Origin of the sequence: Embleya sp. NBC_00888 (genome assembly GCF_045207655.1) — a bacterium.
Lineage (GTDB): Bacteria > Actinomycetota > Actinomycetes > Streptomycetales > Streptomycetaceae > Embleya.
Map to the genome: position 1 here is coordinate 4,311,318 of NZ_CP108784.1, position 16,902 is coordinate 4,328,219.

The following is a 16,902-nucleotide window of genomic DNA, read 5'->3' on the forward strand; positions in this document are numbered from 1 at the left end:
AACGGGCGGGGCCGGGCAGCGGTGGTCGGGGGCGGGTGTCCTGGCCGAGATCACGTTGGGCCGGACGTGTCCCACAGTTCGGCTCGGACGCCGCGGGGAAGGACCATGACCGGGGTGCGGGCGTTGCGGACGATCTTGTGCGAGACGTCGCCGACGAAGACCCGTTTGACCGGGCCGACCGTGCTGGACGCGCAGATCAGCAGGTCGTCGGCCCAGGTGACGGTGTCCATCGCGGCGCGTACGTCGTCGCCCTCGGCGGTCTCCGCGTCGACCGACACGTCGATCTCGGCCATCGCCGTCGCGAGGTCCTGCCGGGCCTGTTCGCGCGCGGCCCGCAATACCTGGTGCTCGGCGGACTGGTGCTGCTTGCCCGAGTACAGCCGGACCGGGCGCAGCACCAGGGTGAGCAGCCGCACGTCGGCATCGAGTCGGCGGGCGAACTCCACGCCGCAGGTGAGCACTCCGGTGAGCTGCGGCTCGCGCTGGTAGGCGATCGTGCACCGGGCGATGCGAGGCGGCGGGTGGTCGGCGAAGCCGCGCGGGGCCAGCGCGACCGGCACCGGTGAGCCGTGCAGCAGTTGATCGGCGGTGCTGCCGAGCGCGACGCGCGCGGTCCGGCCGCCCGGGGCCGGGCCCAGCACCACGAGCGCGGCGCGGTGACTCTCGGCGATCCGGGCCAGGCCCCGGCCGCTGCCGCGGTTGTGGCCGATCGCGCGTTCCACCGGCAGTTCCGGGGCCCAGTCCCGAATTCGGCTCTCCGCGTCGTTGAGCAGCCACTCGGTCTCCTCGCGCAGGAACGCGCGCCACTCCGCGTCCACGGCGCCCACCCCCGCGCCGGGCAGCGCGGGCGGTTGGATGTGCGCGAGCACGACGCCGGCGCCCAATTGCCGGGCGAGCAGCGTGCCCAGCGCCAGCGCGTCCTGGCCGCGCGGCTCCGGCCGGCAGCCCACCACGATGCGCATCCGCGCGCCGTCCCCGCTCACGGGCCCACCTCGGCGTCGGCGGATCGGGCGCGCCAGCGCGAGTGGCGGTAGCCGTACAGGAAGTAGATCGCCACGCCGGCCGCCATCCAGACCAGGAAGACCCGCCACGTGGTGCCGGAGAGCCGAGCCATCAGGTAGATGCAGAAGCCGACGCCCAGGATCGGGGTGATCGGGAAGAACGGGGTGCTGAAGCCGCGGGGCAGGTCCGGCCGGGTCCGGCGGAGCACGATCACGCCGATGTTGACCAGCGCGAACGCGAACAGGGTGCCGATGCTGGTGGCCTCGGTGAGTCGGCCGAGCGGGACCAGCGCGGCGAGTACGGCCACCCACGCGCCGGTGATCAGCGTGTTCGCCACCGGGCTCTGGGTACGCCGGTTCACCTTCGCGAAGATCGGCGGGATCAGGCCGTCCCGGGACATCGCGAACAGGATTCGGGTCTGCCCGTACAGCACGGTCAGCACGACGCTGGCGATCGAGATGATGGCGCCGGCGGACAGGATCGTGGACGCCCAGGAGCTGCCGGTGACATCGGTGACGATCTTCGCGAGGGTCGCCTCGCTGCCCTCGAACTCCTGCCAGGGCAACGCGCCGAGCGCCGCGAGCGCGACCGCGACGTAGACGACCGTGACGATCGCGAGCGAGATCAGGATCGCCAACGGCAGGTCCCGGCGCGGGTTCTTGGCCTCTTCGCCGGCCGTGGAGGCGGCGTCGAAGCCGATATAGGAGAAGAACACCTGGGACGCGCCGGCGCTGATCCCGGCCACGCCCAGCGGTGCGAACGGGGTCAGGTTGCCGGCCTCGAACGCGGTGAACGCGATCGCGCAGAAGAACGCGAGCGTGATCAGCTTGATGAAGACCATGATCGTGTTGGCCACGGCGCTCTCCGACACGCCGCGCATCAGCAGGATCACCGCGAGCAGCACCACGATCACGGCCGGGACGTTGAACGTGCCGCCGTCGCCGGGTGGTTGGCTGATCGCATCGGGGAGGCTGACCCCGAAGGCGGAGTCGAGCAGTTCGTTGACGTACTGCCCCCAGCCGACCGCGACGGCGGAGATGGACACGCCGTACTCCAGCAGCAGGCACCACCCGCACACCCACGCGATGCCTTCACCGAGGGTGGCGTAGGCGTAGGAGTAGGACGAGCCGGACACCGGGATGGTCCCGGCCAGTTCGGCGTAGGACAGCGCCGAGAACAACGCGGTGACCGCCGCGAGCAGGAACGAGATCACCACGGCCGGGCCGGCCTTGGGCACCGCCTCGCCCAGGATCACGAAGATGCCGGTGCCCAGGGTCGCGCCGACACTGAAGAAGGTCAGTTCGAGCAGCCCCATGGAGCGCCGCAGGCCGGTTTCCTCCCCGCCTTCGCCGCCGCCGCCGCTCTCCTCGAGGATGGCGTCCACGGGTTTCGTCCGCAGCACTCCGCTGCGCGAGCGGGGTACGGCGTGGCTGGCGGGCAATCCGGCCTCCCTGGGGAACGGGTCCGAGAAGGAACGGGTGCCCCGATGTCCGGGTATCGAACGAGCCTTCAGCCATTCGGCCCGGCCGGGGACATCGACCCGGCGGCGCACGGGCGGGCACGAACGGCGCGTGCTCGGCGCCCGCATCGATCCGCGTGTGCCCGTCCACCAACCAAACACGAAGCGGTGTCAGGCTGAGCGAATGAACACGAACGAAGATGCCGTCGAGCCGATCTACACCCACGTCAGCGTCAAGGCCGGCGAGATCGTGCTCCCGAACACGCTGGGCAAGATCAGGGCATCACTACCCGAGGACCAGCGCGAAGAGTTCGACAGGGAGATGTACGCCACTCCCCTGGAACACATCATGCGCCGAGCCATCCTCGGCTGGGCCATCCCCGAAGAAGAACGTGTCGCGGCCGACGAGGCCATGGAGCGCGTCCGTCACGGAGACCTCAACGGTGTCCAGGGAGCCGACGGCAACCCGGGGAGGCCGGTGTCGTGACCTACTACGTCCAGTTCACCACGTACGCGAGCGAGAACAAGTTCGGAAACACAAAACAGGCCAGACCCTGTTCGAGTCTGGCCTGCGTCGGAAGCACAATCCTGTGCGCTCGGCAGGATTCGAACCTGCAACCTTCTGATCCGTAGTCAGATGCTCTATCCGTTGAGCTACGAGCGCTTGGTCGCTTTGACCGAGGTCAACAATACATGCTCCCCGGCCGGGGGTGAAATCCATTGTTCGAGGGGCGGTCGGAGTCGGGCATTTGCTGATCAAGCACCTTCATTTGGAGGGTGATCGGCGGCGGGACGGGTGGGGGCGGGCGGGTGGCCGGCGAGGCTCTTCGGAGAGTGGCCGGCGGGTGGCCGACGGAGGCCGGCGAGCGTGGCGAGGGGTCGGTCGCCGGTGTGGGTGTCGTCCCCGTGCCGACGCGCGCGGGGGTGTTCCCGGTCTGTTCGCTGTGAGCTGAAAGCGCCCTTTCGGACATGTCGGCCGGTGGGGGAATCGGAAGGCGCTTCGCCGCGTCGTGCGGGCGGGTCGTGGACCGGCGGCGATGGACCGGGCGAGGCGCTCGGGTCGGGTGGGCGGCGGGTCGGGCGACGGCTCCGGAAAAGAGCCTTATACCGGACATCACGTCCCGAGTCGTGACCCGTGGTCGCCGTGCGCTCACCGAAACATCATCGCCATGGACGCGAAACAGCCCGCCCGGTGGGACCGGACGGGCTGTTCGTGAAGCGGAGGCTCCGGGATTTGAACCCGGGATGGGGATGAACCCAAACCGCATTAGCAGTGCGGCGCCATAGACCGGACTAGGCGAAGCCTCCATCGGTGTTTGCCGACGAGGAACAGATTACTAGGCTCGTCAACGTGACTGCAAAAACAATGGGATAGTCGGTCGTGACATGCCTCGGCGGCGACGGGCAAGATGGCCGTCGCGCAGTACGAGGACCGGAGGAGGTACGCGCTTCGTGAGCAGCAGGCCATCCCGAGGCGCTGCTCGCCTCGCCGCCATACTCGACGCCCTGCCGGACGCTCTCCTGCTGGTGAATCGCAACGGCACCGTCGTCAATGCGAACGCCATGGCACTGGAGGTCCTGGAGGCGCCGGGTACTCCCGTGGTGGGTCGCGGGCTTCTCGATCTGTTGCCCTCGTTCGACCACCGGCGCATCCCGGGTTCGGTCCGGGCCAACGACTCGCGCGACACTCGGACCAAGCCGACCCGGATGTCCGCGCACCGCACCGACGGCGGGGTGTTCCCGGTCGAGGTGACCAGCGCGAACCTGCCCGCCGGGTACGACGACGAGTTGCTGATGATCGTCGTGCGCGACCTGACCGGAAAGGTCGACGTCGAGGCCGAACTCGCGCGCCAGCAGCGGCAGACCGAGATGATCCTGCGCGCGGCCTGCGAGGGCATCATCGGCATCGACGCCGAGGGCAACATCGTGCTGGCCAACCCGGCCGCCGCCCGGATCCTGCGCCATCGCGCGAGCGACCTCGGCGGCCGGAACGTCCACGAACTGCTCATGCACGCCCGAGCCGACGGCACCGCGCTGCCCGCCGAGGAGTGCCCGCCGCTGGTCACCCTGGGCAACGGTCGCCGCCAGCGGCTGCGCGACCAGGTCTTGTGGCGCGGCGACGAGGGCTACGTGACGGTGGACATGATCACCGCGCCGATCCTGCTCGGCGGTGCCGTGGTCGGCGCCGTGATGACCTTCAGCGACACCGCGCGCGAGAAGCTGCTCAGCGAACGTCGGTCCCAGCTCGCCGAGTTGGTCGACGGCGAGATACTGGGGCGGCTCGCGGCGGTGCGCGGTCGGCTGAAGAAGGTGGCCGACGGAGCGGCCGGCGACGTCGGTCACGGCGCCCGGCGGATGGTGCGTCAGGTCGCGGGCGAGTTGGAGAGCCTGGAGGAGCTGGCGGGCGAGGTGCTCGCGCACCAGGCGGCCGGTACCGAACCGGCCGAGCCGCAGGACGCCGACGCGGCGGCCGAGCCCGAGCGGGTGCCGACCACGGTGGACGACCTCGTCGATCGGGCCATGGAGACGGTGACCTACCTCGCGCGCGGCGCGGGTGTGGAGTTCGCGGTGAACGCGTCTCCGGTCGGGGTGCGGGTGGACGTGGACGCGATGACCCGGGCCCTGGGCCACCTACTCGCGGACGTCGTCGCGGCCGGCCCCGAGGGTTCCACCGTCGTGGTCGCGGCGGCCCAGCGCGGCGATCTCGCCCGGATCGAGGTGCGTGGTCCGGAGAGCCGGGGCAGTGCCGTCCGGGTACCGCTCGCGCGCGCGGTCGTCGAGGCGCACGGCGGCACCGTCGAGTCGCACACGATGCCCGGCCGAGGCAGCACGTACGTGGTCGAGTTGCCCGCCGACGCGGAGGCCGCCGAGCAGGTCGAGAGCTCCGGCGAGCACCGCGCGGCCAAGGGTCGCCGGGCGCGCCAGGCGGGCCGACCGGACCCGGCCGCCGACAAGGCCGGCAAGGGTAAGGGCGACGGCGACAAGGGCAAGGACGGGAAGAGCGAGGCCGAGGGCGCCGCGAAGCCGACCGACGAGGACGAGGACACCGCGGCCGAGTCGACCGGTCCGGAAGCGGACGACGCGGAGGACGGCGAGGCCGCCGAGCCGAAGAGCGGGGCCGGCACCGCGGAGCCGAAGGGTCGTGCGGAGGTCGAGCGGGTTGGGAACGCCGCCGCGCGACCCGCGCCCGCGCCGGGCAGCGGGGTCGAACTCGCCGTGCGCGGACGCGGTGCGCAGCCGCCTCGGGCCCGCCTGGAGCCGGCCGGTTCGTCCACCCCGCCGGTGCCCGCACCGCCACCGCCCGGTTCGGTGGCCGCCGCGCCGCAGGGACCGTTCGCGTTGCCGCCGGGCACGGTCGCGCCGGTGCCGCTGGTGCCCGCGAGCACGGGTTCCGCCGAAGGCGGGCACCAGCGGCCCGACTCGGACGGGTACGACGAGGCCGAGGAGGCCGCGCGCAACAACAGCGGCGCGTTCGAGGCGGTCTATCCGCCGCGCTCGCGGCGCGGCCGGCCCTCGCGCGACACGCACGACGCCGGCGAGTCCGCCGACGGACCGTCCGGATCGCACCGCGGGGTCGCCCACCAGGCCGGGGCCGAGGTCGAGCGGCCCGAGCCGACCGCGCTGCCGCAACGACCCGCCGCCACCGCTTCGCCCACGTCGGCACCGGCGGCCGGCGGGCGGCTCAACGGCACGCACACCCCGCAGGGCGCGCAGGCCCGGCGCCGGTTGTCCACGCCGCCGGCGGCCATCCCGGCCCAGGGTCGTACGTCGGACGGTGCCGGACGGACCACCAGCGTGCAGGATCGGCCGGGCCGGCCCGCCGCCGCCGACATGCCGACCGAGTTGTTGCCACCGATCCCGGCCGGGCCGGATCAGCCGATTCCGGTTCAGGGCCGGCGACCCGGCTTCCCGGCCGCGCCGCCCGGGGACGCCGAGGCGATGTCCGGCGCCGACCTGCCGACCATGGTCACGCCCGCGCCGGACGGGCAGCCGCGCCGGCTGCTGGTCTGGCCCGAGCCGGACGGTGCGACGGCGGGCGCGTTGACCGCGCGCGGGTGGAGTCCGCTCCTGGTGCGTTCGCGCGAGGAGGTGGACGCGAGCGTCCCGGTGCAGCCCGCCGCGCTGTTCGTGGATCCGCTGACCGGGCCGATCACCCGTACCGCGCTCCAGTCGCTGCGTACCGCCGCCACCGCCGCGCAGATCCCGGTGCTGGTCACCGCCGGGCTGATGCAGGCCACCCGGGACGCCGCGTTCGGCGCCGACCCGGCGGTGCTGCTGCGTTCGCTCGCGCCGGCGGACAGCGCCGGACACGCCTCCCGGGTGCTCCTGGTCGAGGGCAACCCGGATATCGCGGCGGCGTTCACCGCGTCGCTGGAGCGGCGCGGCATGGACGTGGTGCACGCGGCCTCGGAGAGCGAGGCGGTGTCCAAGGCGTCCAGTGTCGAGCCCAACCTCGTGGTGCTCGACCTGATGCTGGTGCGCCGGCGCCGGATGGGCGTGGTGGACTGGCTGCGCAACAACGCGCGCCTGCACTCGACGCCGATCGTCGTCTACACCACGCTCGACCTGGTCGAGCACGACCTGCACCGGCTGCAGACCGGTGAGACCGTGCTGTTCCTGGCCGAGCGGTCGACCCGCGAGGACGTACAACAGCGCATCGTCGACCTGCTCGGCAAGATCGCGTCACCCAAGTAGGGGACCCGGGTAGGCGAACGCCAAGCAGGGGACCCGGGTGGGCAGACGGCGCGAGCAGGCGGGCACGCCGGGTCGGCGACCGACCCGGCATCCGCCCATCGTCCGCGCGCGTCACCCGGACGAGCGGACCACCCGGGCGAAACCTCGAACCCGTCCGGGCGAGGACCCGCTCACCCGCACCGCCGCCGAGGCCCGGTCCGGCAGCACGGAATCGCACACCACCGCACCCGGACCGCCGGCTCCCGAGGGCCGCACGGCACCCGCCGTATCCGCACCGACCCGCAGCGCCTCACCATGCCGCCGGCCCCTGGGCATGCAGCCGGCGACTCATCTCGCCGACGGTCAACGCCAGTTCGGTGGCGAGATCCATCGCCTGGGGGTGGTCGTGGTGTTCCCGCATCCACCAACACATGACCTGCACGATAGGCCCGGCGGACTCCGGATGTCCGATGATCGCGGTGCGCGCGCACAACGGACGCGGGGGCCCGTCCCGATCGAGCCGGAACCAATAGCCGTCCCGGAAGCCGAGCACGGGATGGCCGAGCGCGTCCGGCAGCACGACGTCGTACGGTCGGTGCGGTTCGGATCGCACCTCCAGCGGGTACATGGGGCGCCCTCCAAGGGGAAGCCGAGGGCTCGCCGGTCCCCCTCCGGAAGAGCGGAAAGCGGGATTTACCGAATGCTCGCGGCGTTCCACCGAAAACGATGTGTCATCGGTGCAACCGGGACACCGTCGCATTCTTCCGTTCGGCTAGCCCGATCGGCCGATCGCCACGCCTGGTTCACCCGTATGGGCGCACGGCGGATCGTGCCGGGCGCGTGGTCCGGCGCTCGACGCGCATCTGGAAGCGCACGCTCCGGGGGCTGACAACCACCCGATCCGCGAGAAAGAATCCCTTCACCTCGACCGGTCCCCGTCCGGCGAATGCAGGGAGGCCACACAGTGCTGAGCACGATGCAGGACGTGCCCTTGACGATCGCTCGCATAATGCGACACGGCACCACGGTGCACGGCGGTTCGGAGGTGGTGACCTGGACCGGCGGCGCGCCCAGGCGGGCCACCTACGCGGAGGTCGGTCGGCGCTCCGCGCAACTCGCCCACGGCCTGCGCGAGCTCGGCATCACCGGCGACGAGCGGGTCGCCACCTTCCTGTGGAACAACCAGGAGCACCTGGAGTGCTACCTCGCGATCCCGTCGATGGGCGCGGTGCTGCACACGCTCAACCTGCGGCTGCCGCCCGAGCAGTTGATCTACATCGCGAACCACGCCGACGACCGGGTGCTGGTGCTGGACGGCTCGCTCGCGGCGCTGGCCGCGCCGCTGCTGCCCCAGCTCCGGACCATCGAACACGTCGTGGTCACCGGCGCCGACACCGATCTGGCTCCGCTCGCGGACTGCGGCAAGCAGGTGCACCGCTACGACGACCTGCTCGCCGGACGGCCGACCGAGTTCGACTGGGCCGAGGACATCGACGAGCGGCAGGGCGCGGCGATGTGTTACACCTCCGGCACCACGGGCAACCCCAAGGGGGTGGTGTACAGCCACCGTTCGACCTACCTGCACAGCATGCAGGTGTGCTCGATGGAGGGCTTCGGCCTGGGCTCCGGGGACCTGCTGCTGCCGGTGGTGCCGATGTTCCACGTCAACGCGTGGGGCCTGCCGTACGCGGCGATGTTGTGCGGCGCGTCGATCCTGATGCCCGACCGGTTCCTCCAGGCGGAGCCGCTGGCCACGATGATCGCCGCCGAGCGGCCGACGTTCGCCGCCGCGGTGCCGACCATCTGGACCGGCCTGCTCGACCACCTCGACGTGCACAAGACCGACGTGTCCTCGCTGAAGGAGGTCGTGGTGGGCGGCTCGGCCTGCCCGCCCGGTCTGATGCACGCGTTCGAGGAACGGCACGGGGTGCGGATCATCCACGCGTGGGGGATGACCGAGACCTCGCCGCTGGGCTCGGTGGCCCGCCCGCCGGCCGGGCTCACCGGCGACGAGGCGTTCCCGTACCGGATCTCCCAGGGGCGGCTGCCCGCCTCGGTGCAGGCCCGACTGGTCGGTCCGGATGGGGACGACGTCCCGCTCGACGGCGAGGCGGTCGGCGAACTGCTGGTGCGCGGTCCGTGGATCGCGGGTGCCTACATCGGCGACGAGGGATCGGTGGACGCCAGTGGCGGCGGCCGGTTCAAGGACGGCTGGTTGTGTACCGGCGACGTCGGCACGATCACCGCCGACGGCTTCCTGCGGCTGACCGACCGGGCCAAGGACGTGATCAAGTCGGGCGGCGAGTGGATCTCGTCGGTCGAACTGGAGAACACCCTGATGGGTCACGACGACGTGGTCGAGGCGGCCGTGGTGGGCGTGCCCGACGACAAGTGGGGCGAGCGCCCGTTGGCCACGGTCGTGCTGCGCGAGGGCGCGGAGACCACGATCGAGCAACTGCGCGACTATCTCGCGGGCAAGGTGGCCCGCTGGCAGGTGCCCGAGCGGTGGAGCCTGATCACCGCCGTGCCCAAGACCAGCGTGGGCAAGTTCGACAAGAAGGTGATCCGGAGCCAGTACGCGGAGGGGGCGCTGGAGGTCAGCGAACTCGACCGGGGCTGAGCCGTCGACCCGGGCGTCGCCGGTCGGGCCGATCCCGGCCCGACCGGCGTGCCGCACGACACCGGCGCCCACGCCGCGCGGGAGCGATGCTCACCCGCCGCGTGGACTGCTCACGCGCCCGTGTGGACCCGGTGGTGGTGGTCACCTCGCGTGGGCCGGGTCGTCAGAAGACGCCCACCGGCCCGTCGACCGCGTTGCGGTCGATGTTCATCTTCTTGCCCCCGTGGGTCTCGGTGACGTTGCCGCTGTACTGGTGCACGCGCCGGTCCCGCCAATGGCCGTCGGGGAGCGCGCCGTCGCCGGTGGTGACCGCGCGATCGTCCCAGCGGGCGTACCAGACCGCGTCCGGGACGGAGCGCTTGTCGACCGCCTCGACCAGGTCGGCGATGCCGGAGTCGAGGCTGCTGTAGTAGCCGGCCAGGAAGCCGCGTTCGCGGACCCGGTCGGACCACGCGGAGACGAAGTCCAGCACCGCGGTCCGGCAGGCGACGTCGGTGTTGTCGTACGCCTCCATGTCGTACCAGACCGCGCTGCCGCGCTTGAATCCGAGCGCCGTGCTGCGGTCCACCATGTCGTCGGCCTCCGCGACGCCCTGCGCCGCGGCGCGGGCCGGGTCGATCCTGCCCGGTTTGCCGGACTGCGAGCAGGGCGCCTGGAGGCCCACCTGGATCGGCAGGAAGTCCCAGCCCTGGCGATGTACGGCGGTGACCCAGTCGCGGGTCAACCGGCTGCTCCGGCAGGCGCGGTTGTCGCCCGCGACGTAGATCCCGACCACCTTGTACGGCGAGTCCCGCCAGGCCTGCATGGTCTCCACGGTCGGTGTCTCGCACGTGTCGAAGCCCGGCCCGTCGACGAGGAAGGGCTGTCCCGAACGTGCGCGGGCACCCTCGGCGAGCCCGGCCGGCAACAGGCCGAGCACGGCGGTGAGCAACACGGCCGAGGCGATGCGACGAGTGAGCGAAGGGCGCACGGTGCCTCCCGGCGTGGTGGGAAAGGACGTCCCACCACGCTGCGCACCGCGTCCGGCGGATCCGCCGGACCGCTCGGGCGACGCGCCGACGCGTCACCCGAGCGGCCCAAGCGGAGCGGCACCGGGCAGTCCGGGCACAACGGCACCGGGCGGCACGGGCACGGCGGCACCCGCGCGCCACGGGCGAGCGGCGCCCGCGCCGGTGGCGTCCGGCCGCTTCGGTCGCGCCCGCCGGCCCCGCCCGGCCCCGCCTACTCGACGCCCAGCACCAGCCCCGAAGTCGGCACCCCGGTCCCCGCCGTCACCAGCACGTTGTGCACGTTCTCGACCTGGTTGACCGAGCTGCCGCGGATCTGCCGGACACCCTCGGCGATGCCGTTCATCCCGTGCAGGTACGCCTCGCCCAGTTGGCCGCCGTGCGTGTTCGTGGGCAGCTTGCCGCCCAGTTCCAGCCCGCCGTTCGCGACGAACGCCGGCGCCTCGCCGCGCCCGCAGAAGCCGAACTCCTCCAACTGCATCAGCACGAACGGGGTGAAGTGGTCGTAGAGCACCGCCGTCTGGATGTCGTCGGGGGTCAGCCCCGAGGTCTGCCACAACTGCTTGGCGACCACGCCCATCTCGGCGAGACCGGTCATCTCGTCCCGGTAGAAGCTGGTCATCTGGTCCTGGAGGCGACCCGCGCCCTGTGCGGCCGCGTTGATGATCGCGGGCTTCTGCCGCAGGTCCTTGGCACGCTCGGCGCTGACGACCACGATCGCCTGCGCGCCGTCGGTCTCCTGGCAGCAGTCGAGCAACCGCATCGGCTCGACGATCCAGCGCGAGTTCTGGTGGTCCTCGAGCGTGATCGGCTTGCCGTGGAAGTACGCCTTCGGGTTGTTCGCGGCGTGCTTGCGGTCGGCGACCGCGACGTGGCCGAACGCCTCGGTGGTCGCGCCGTACACGTGCAGGTAGCGCTGCGCGAACATGGCCACCCACGAGGCCGGGGTGAGCAGGCCGTGCGGCATGTTCCAGCCCAGGCCCACGCCCTCGACGGTGGGGTCGCGCTGGAGTACACCGGAGCCGAACCGGCGGCCGGAGCGCTCGTTGAACGCGCGGTAGCAGACCACCACATCGGCGACCCCGCTGGAGACCGCCATCGCGGCCTGCGCGACGGTGGCGCAGGCCGCGCCGCCGCCGTAGTGGATCCGGCTGAAGAAGGTCAGATCGCCGATCCCGGCCGCCGCGGCGACCGCGATCTCGGGGTTGGTGTCCATGGTGAAGCTGACCAGGCCGTCCACCTCGGACGGCGCGATCCCGGCGTCGTCGAGCGCGGCGCCGACCGCCTCGACGGCCAGGCGCAGTTCACTGCGACCGGACTCCTTGGAGAACTCGGTCGCGCCGATCCCGGCGATGGCGGTCTTGCCGCGCAGATTGTCGGCGTGCTTGAGGCTCACGCTTCGGCTCCTTCCGGCAGCTTCACCGTGACCGTGCCGGTGACGTGGTTGCCGAGCTTGTTGGCGCCGACGACGGCGATCTCCACGAGCGCGGTGCCGTCCTCGGCGGTGGTCTTGGCGGTCACCGTGCCGGTCAGGGTCATGGTGTCGCCGGGGTAGTTGGGCGCGCCGAGCCGGATCGCGACCTTGCGCAGTTCGGTCTCGGGGCCCGCCCAGTCGGTGATGTAGCGCCCGACCAGGCCGTTGCTGGTCAGGATGTTCATGAAGATGTCCGGCGAGCCCTTGTCCGCCGCGAGTTGCGGATCGTGGTGCACGTCCTGGAAGTCGCGGGTGGCCAGCGCGGTCGACACGATCAGCGTGCGGGTCAGCGCAATGGCCAGCGGCGGCAGTTCGTCGCCGACGGACACCTGCGCGTGGGTCCGGCTCACGAGGTCCTCGGTGGTCATCGGCTGCCTCCCTGGGCGGGCACGTGGGCGAGCAGCTTGCCGAGCGCGGCGAGCTGTTGGATGCCGCTGCCCAGGGTCACGTCGATCTGACGGCCCCACAGGAAGTGGCGGTGGATGGGGTGGTCGACGTCGGAGCCGGTGCCACCGTGCAGGTGCTGGCACGCGTGCACCACACGCTTGCCCGCCTCGGAGGCGAACCAGCGCGCGACCAGCGCCTGTTCGGTGGCCGCCTCACCCCGGTCCATCCGCCACGCGGCCTCCAGCGTGGTGACCCGGATGGCCTCGGTGTCCATGTACGCCTCGGCGGCGCGCAACATCACGCCCTGCTTGGTGGACAGCGGCTTGCCGAACTGCTCGCGGGCGTTCACGTGTTCGACCGTGCGGGCCAGGCCGCGCTCGCACACGCCCAGTTGCTGGGCCGCCAGCGCGACGCGCGCGCGGTCGACGATCCACGCGGCGACCTCGGGGCCGGCCTCGACGGTGCCGACCGGCCGGGCGGGCGCGTCGGTCAGTCGCAGGTTGCCCGAGGCCCACGGCGCGGTGGTCGGCGCGGCCTCGATCTCGACGCCGGCGGCGTCCGCGTCAACGGTGAACACCGCGAGCGCGCCGTCGAGCGACGCGGTGACCAGGATCCGGTGGGCGACGGTGAGCCAGGCCACCGCGCGCTTGTCGCCGTCCAGACGATAGCCGGCACCGTCCCGTCGCGCGGTCACCTTGGGTACGGCGGGCAGTCCCGCGCCGACCTCGGCCAGCGCGCCGGCCACGATCCGCGAACCGTCCAGGAGCCCGGGCAGGTCGCGTTCGATCAGCTCGTCCGAGCCGAACCGAAGCAGCGGGAGCAGCCCGTACACGACCGTGTCGAGCAGCGGGATCTGCGCGGTGAACCGGCCCTGTTGCTCCAGCAGCAGGGCCAGGCCGACCAGGCCCAGGTCGCCGCCGCCGTGCCGTTCCTCGACGAGCGCGCCGACCAGACCGGCCTCGGCGATCTTGCCCCACAACTCGGTGTCCAGGTCCGCGCCGGACTGCGTGAGCTTCTTCAGCCGCTCGTCCGTGGACTGGTCGGCGAGGATGCGTTCGGCCAGCGAGGACAGCTCGCGCTGGTCCTCGGTGAGGTTGAAGTCCATCAGTTCTCCCCAACCGCTCGGAACGCGGGCACGGTCAACTCGGCGTCGTGAGTGACGAATTCCAGCTCGACCGGCATCCCGATGCGAACCTCGTCGTGCGGGACGCCGAGCACGTTGCCCAGCATCCGGACGCCTTCCTCGAGTTCGATCAGGCCGACCGCGTACGGCATGTCGAACGCCGGGAACTTCGGATAGTGCATCGTGACGTGCGAGTACACGACGCCCTTGCCGGCGGACTCGACGGTCTCCCATTCGAGCGACGCGCAGTTGTTGCAGCCGGGCGCGAACGGGAAGCGCGGGGTGGCGCAGGCGGCGCACTTCTGGAACAGCAGCTTCCCGGCGTCCACACCGTCCCAGTACGCCTGGTTGTCCTTGTTGACCACCTTGCGCGGGCGCAGCGGCCGCTCGGCGGGCGGCGCGGCCTTGGCCTTCTTCTTGTGCGGGGTGTAGCGCAGGATCCGAAAGCGGTGCGTGCCGACCAGTTCGCGGCCGGCCTCGCCGTCGACGTAGATGTTGGTCAGTGTGGTGATGAAGTGGCCGGTGCCCAGGCCGGTGGTCTTCTCGTCCGAGACGGTCTCGATCAGCTGGTCGTACTGCACCACCTCGCCCAGGCGCAGCGGGCGCAGGTACTCCTGCTCGCAGTTGGTGGCCACCACCGAGCCGAAGCCGTTGTCGGTGAAGTGTTTGTACAGTTCGCCGGTCGCCGAGTTCGCCGGGGCGCCGCCCTCCAGGCCGCGCATGATCCACACCTGGAGCATGGTCGCGGGCGCGACCACCTCGCCGAAGTGGGTGCGGGCGGCGGCCTCGGGGTCGGTGTACACCGGGTTCGTGTCGCCCATGGCCTCGGCCCAGTGCCGAATCATCGGCCCGTTGACCGGGTCGAGCGCGAGCACGCCGGAGACGTCGTGCACACCCTCGTACTTCTTGACGACCGCGAGGAAGGCGGCCTTGTCCTGGCTGTTGGGGTCGGTCATGTCGTCCTTCACCGCTTCACTCGGGTCATGCCAAGGCGAACCATGGCGACGATCTCGCGCTGGACCTCGCTGACGCCGCCGCCGAAGGTGTTGATCTGCGCGCGGCGGTTCATCGCCTCCAGGAGGCCGTCGCTGAACGCGCCGGGCGACTTCGGTCGCAGGGTCGCGTCCGGGCCGACGATCTCCATCAGGTTGCGATACACCTCGATGGCACCCTCGGTGCCGAAGAACTTCACGCCCGACGCGTCACCCGCGTTGAGCGTGTTGTTGCCGACGTCGTGCACGAGCCGCCAGCTGAACATCCGTACGGCGGACAGGCGCGCGTAGGTCTCGGCGAACTTGAGCTGGACCCAGGGCTGGTCGACCACCTTGACGCCCGGCTCGATCTCGGTCTCGCGGGCCCAGTCCAGCACCTCGGCGAAGAAGTCCTCGGCCTGCATGCCCAGTGCCGCGAGCGCGACCCGCTCGTGGTTGAGCTGGTTGGTGAGCAGCTTCCAGCCCGAGTTCTCCTCGAACACCAGGTTGTCGTAGGGCACCCGGATGTTGTCGTAGTACGTGGCCGTCGTGGTCATCCCGCCGACGGTGACGATCGGGGTCCAGGAGAAGCCCGGGTCGCTGGTGGGCACCAGGATCATCGTGATGCCCTTGTGCTTGGGGGCGTCCACGTCGGTGCGGCAGGCGAGCCAGATCCAGTCGGCGCCCTGGGCGGTCGAGGTGAAGATCTTCTGCCCGTTGATCACCCACTCGTCGCCCTCGCGCACCGCGCGGGTGCGCAGCGACGCCAGGTCGGTGCCGGCCGAGGGCTCGCTGTAGCCGATCGCGAAGATGATCTCGCCGGCGAGGATCCTCGGCAGGTAGTAGCTCTTCTGCGCCTCGGTGCCGAACTTCATCAGGGTCGGGCCGACGGTGTTCAGGGTGACCATGGAGACCGGCGCGCCGGCGCGGTACGCCTCGTCGAAGAAGATGAACTGCATCTCCGGGCCCTTGCCCTGGCCGCCGTACTCGGCCGGCCAACCGATGCCGAGCCAGCCGTCGGCGCCCAGTTGCCGGCGCACCCGCCGGGTGGTGGGGCCACCTCCCTCGCCCTCGCGGTCGAGTTCCGCGCGGACGTCGGGGGTGATCAGGCGGGTGAAATAGTCCCGCAGTTCTGCCCGCAGAGCGTCCTGCGCTGGGGTCGGGGCGAGATGCACGTCGCTGCTCCTTCACGTGCGTGGATCGCGTGGTCGCGACGCGGGTCGACGCCCGCCGGGCACGGAAGGGTCGCGGTCGGGTCTGCCCCGCGCTGCACATCGATACGGACCGGGAACGCGTGTCGCCCGGCAACATCGAATCTCTCCGACTCGCGATCGCTTGTCAATATCAAGCATTTTTTGGAGGCGGGATCACACCTCCGTCGACCCCCACCGCAGCGGCCGTGTCCTCGCCCGAGCGGCCTCCACCCGAGCGGGGGGTGGAGCCGGACCCGGCCGCTTCGCGGCGACGACCGGTGTGCCGGTGGACTCGTGGGCCGGGGGAAAAGGATTGGTCGCGGGTCGGGTGGGGCGAACAGACTGCGGGCATGGACATACCGAACCGACAGATCCGCGCCGCGTACACCGACGACACCGTCACGGTGTACCAGGCGTACAAGCCGCAGATCGCCGACGCGGCCATCCGGGGGCAGCGGTTTCCGGACACCTGGAGTCGGGAGCGGATGACCTGGGTCAAGCCCAGCTTCACCTGGATGATGTACCGCAGCGGATGGGCGACCAAGCCCAAGCAGGAGCGGGTGCTGGCCCTGGAGATCAGCCGCGAGGGCTTCGAGGCCGCGCTCGCCGGGGCGTGCCTGAGCCACTACGACCACACCACCCATCCGGACCGGGACACGTGGGGTCGGCGGCTGCACGCGACCACGGTGCGGATCCAGTGGGACCCCGAACGCGACCTGACCCTGCGGCCGTTGGCGCATCGTTCGTTGCAGCTCGGACTGGCCGGGTGGGCGACGCGTGCCTATGCCGACGAGTGGACGCGCCGGATCACCGACGTGACCGCGCTCGCGCACCGGGTGCACGATCTGGTCCGCGCCGGTGACCTGGCCACGGCCGCCGCATCCGTGCCGGCCGAGTCGGTGTACCCGCTCCCGGACACACTCGTCCCGGTGATCGGCGCCACCGCACTCGACTGAGCCGCGCCCCGAGCGAGCCGTGCCCGACCGGGCAGC

General features: G+C 71.4%; 13 protein-coding genes and 2 tRNA genes. 4 read left to right on the top strand and 11 right to left on the bottom strand.

From position 1 onward, the window contains the following. Positions 1 to 50 precede the first annotated feature (50 nt). Complete coding sequence (locus OG948_RS17930; protein ID WP_406297516.1) at positions 51 to 983, bottom strand: universal stress protein; 933 nt, start codon at positions 981 to 983, stop codon at positions 51 to 53. After that, positions 980 to 2,443 (bottom strand): amino acid permease, encoded by a 1,464-nt coding sequence (locus OG948_RS17935; RefSeq protein WP_406297517.1) that lies wholly within the window; start codon positions 2,441 to 2,443, stop codon positions 980 to 982. Before OG948_RS17935 ends, OG948_RS17930 begins: the two co-directional genes overlap by 4 nt. A 202-nt stretch (positions 2,444 to 2,645) precedes the next feature. Here OG948_RS17935 and OG948_RS17940 point away from each other — a divergent pair, with 202 nt between their 5' ends. Further along, entirely contained in the window at positions 2,646 to 2,948 is a 303-nt protein-coding gene (locus OG948_RS17940) for a hypothetical protein (RefSeq protein WP_406297518.1), read from the top strand. Between the two features lie 104 nt (positions 2,949 to 3,052). Here the strand turns inward: OG948_RS17940 and OG948_RS17945 are convergent. Then, a tRNA-Arg gene (locus tag OG948_RS17945) sits at positions 3,053 to 3,125 on the bottom strand. 555 nt (positions 3,126 to 3,680) lie between these two features. Then, positions 3,681 to 3,769, bottom strand: a tRNA-Ser gene (locus tag OG948_RS17950). 144 nt (positions 3,770 to 3,913) lie between these two features. Here OG948_RS17950 and OG948_RS17955 point away from each other — a divergent pair. Beyond that, positions 3,914 to 7,156, top strand: coding sequence for a PAS domain-containing protein (locus tag OG948_RS17955; protein WP_406297519.1), 3,243 nt, complete (start codon positions 3,914 to 3,916; stop codon positions 7,154 to 7,156). 289 nt (positions 7,157 to 7,445) lie between these two features. Here OG948_RS17955 and OG948_RS17960 read toward each other — a convergent pair whose 3' ends face one another. Then, positions 7,446 to 7,763, bottom strand: coding sequence for a hypothetical protein (locus tag OG948_RS17960; RefSeq protein WP_391587367.1), 318 nt, complete (start codon positions 7,761 to 7,763; stop codon positions 7,446 to 7,448). A 336-nt stretch (positions 7,764 to 8,099) separates the two neighbouring features. Between OG948_RS17960 and OG948_RS17965 the strand changes: the two genes are divergently transcribed. Then, positions 8,100 to 9,755 carry a long-chain fatty acid--CoA ligase gene (locus OG948_RS17965; protein WP_406297520.1) on the top strand — a complete coding sequence of 552 codons (1,656 nt, stop codon included), beginning with the start codon at positions 8,100 to 8,102 and terminating at the stop codon, positions 9,753 to 9,755. Positions 9,756 to 9,918: 163 nt separating this feature from the next. Here OG948_RS17965 and OG948_RS17970 read toward each other — a convergent pair whose 3' ends face one another. From OG948_RS17970 to OG948_RS17995, 6 genes are all read right to left on the bottom strand, one after another. Next, on the bottom strand, positions 9,919 to 10,725 hold the full coding sequence (locus OG948_RS17970) for a DUF1906 domain-containing protein (protein WP_406297521.1): 807 nt from the start codon (positions 10,723 to 10,725) through the stop codon (positions 9,919 to 9,921). A gap of 251 nt (positions 10,726 to 10,976) precedes the next feature. Beyond that, entirely contained in the window at positions 10,977 to 12,158 is a 1,182-nt protein-coding gene (locus tag OG948_RS17975) for a lipid-transfer protein (RefSeq protein ID WP_395867526.1), read from the bottom strand. Further along, positions 12,155 to 12,604 carry a MaoC family dehydratase gene (locus OG948_RS17980; protein WP_406297522.1) on the bottom strand — a complete coding sequence of 150 codons (450 nt, stop codon included), beginning with the start codon at positions 12,602 to 12,604 and terminating at the stop codon, positions 12,155 to 12,157. Before OG948_RS17980 ends, OG948_RS17975 begins: the two co-directional genes overlap by 4 nt. Next, a complete protein-coding gene (locus OG948_RS17985) occupies positions 12,601 to 13,728 on the bottom strand; it encodes an acyl-CoA dehydrogenase family protein (RefSeq protein WP_406297523.1) in 1,128 nt (375 codons plus the stop codon). Before OG948_RS17985 ends, OG948_RS17980 begins: the two co-directional genes overlap by 4 nt. Then, positions 13,728 to 14,702, bottom strand: a complete 975-nt coding sequence (locus OG948_RS17990; RefSeq protein WP_406297524.1) for a bifunctional MaoC family dehydratase N-terminal/OB-fold nucleic acid binding domain-containing protein — start codon at positions 14,700 to 14,702, stop codon at positions 13,728 to 13,730. The genes OG948_RS17985 and OG948_RS17990 overlap by 1 nt, the downstream gene beginning before the upstream one ends. A gap of 8 nt (positions 14,703 to 14,710) precedes the next feature. After that, entirely contained in the window at positions 14,711 to 15,892 is a 1,182-nt protein-coding gene (locus OG948_RS17995) for an acyl-CoA dehydrogenase family protein (protein WP_406297525.1), read from the bottom strand. A 368-nt stretch (positions 15,893 to 16,260) separates the two neighbouring features. On the opposite strand from OG948_RS17995, the gene OG948_RS18000 reads away from it, so the two are divergent. Continuing rightward, the gene (locus tag OG948_RS18000; RefSeq protein ID WP_406297526.1) at positions 16,261 to 16,866 is read left to right on the top strand and encodes a DUF4291 domain-containing protein; all 606 of its coding nucleotides are present in this window, start codon (positions 16,261 to 16,263) and stop codon (positions 16,864 to 16,866) included. The last annotated feature ends 36 nt before the right edge of the window (positions 16,867 to 16,902 follow it).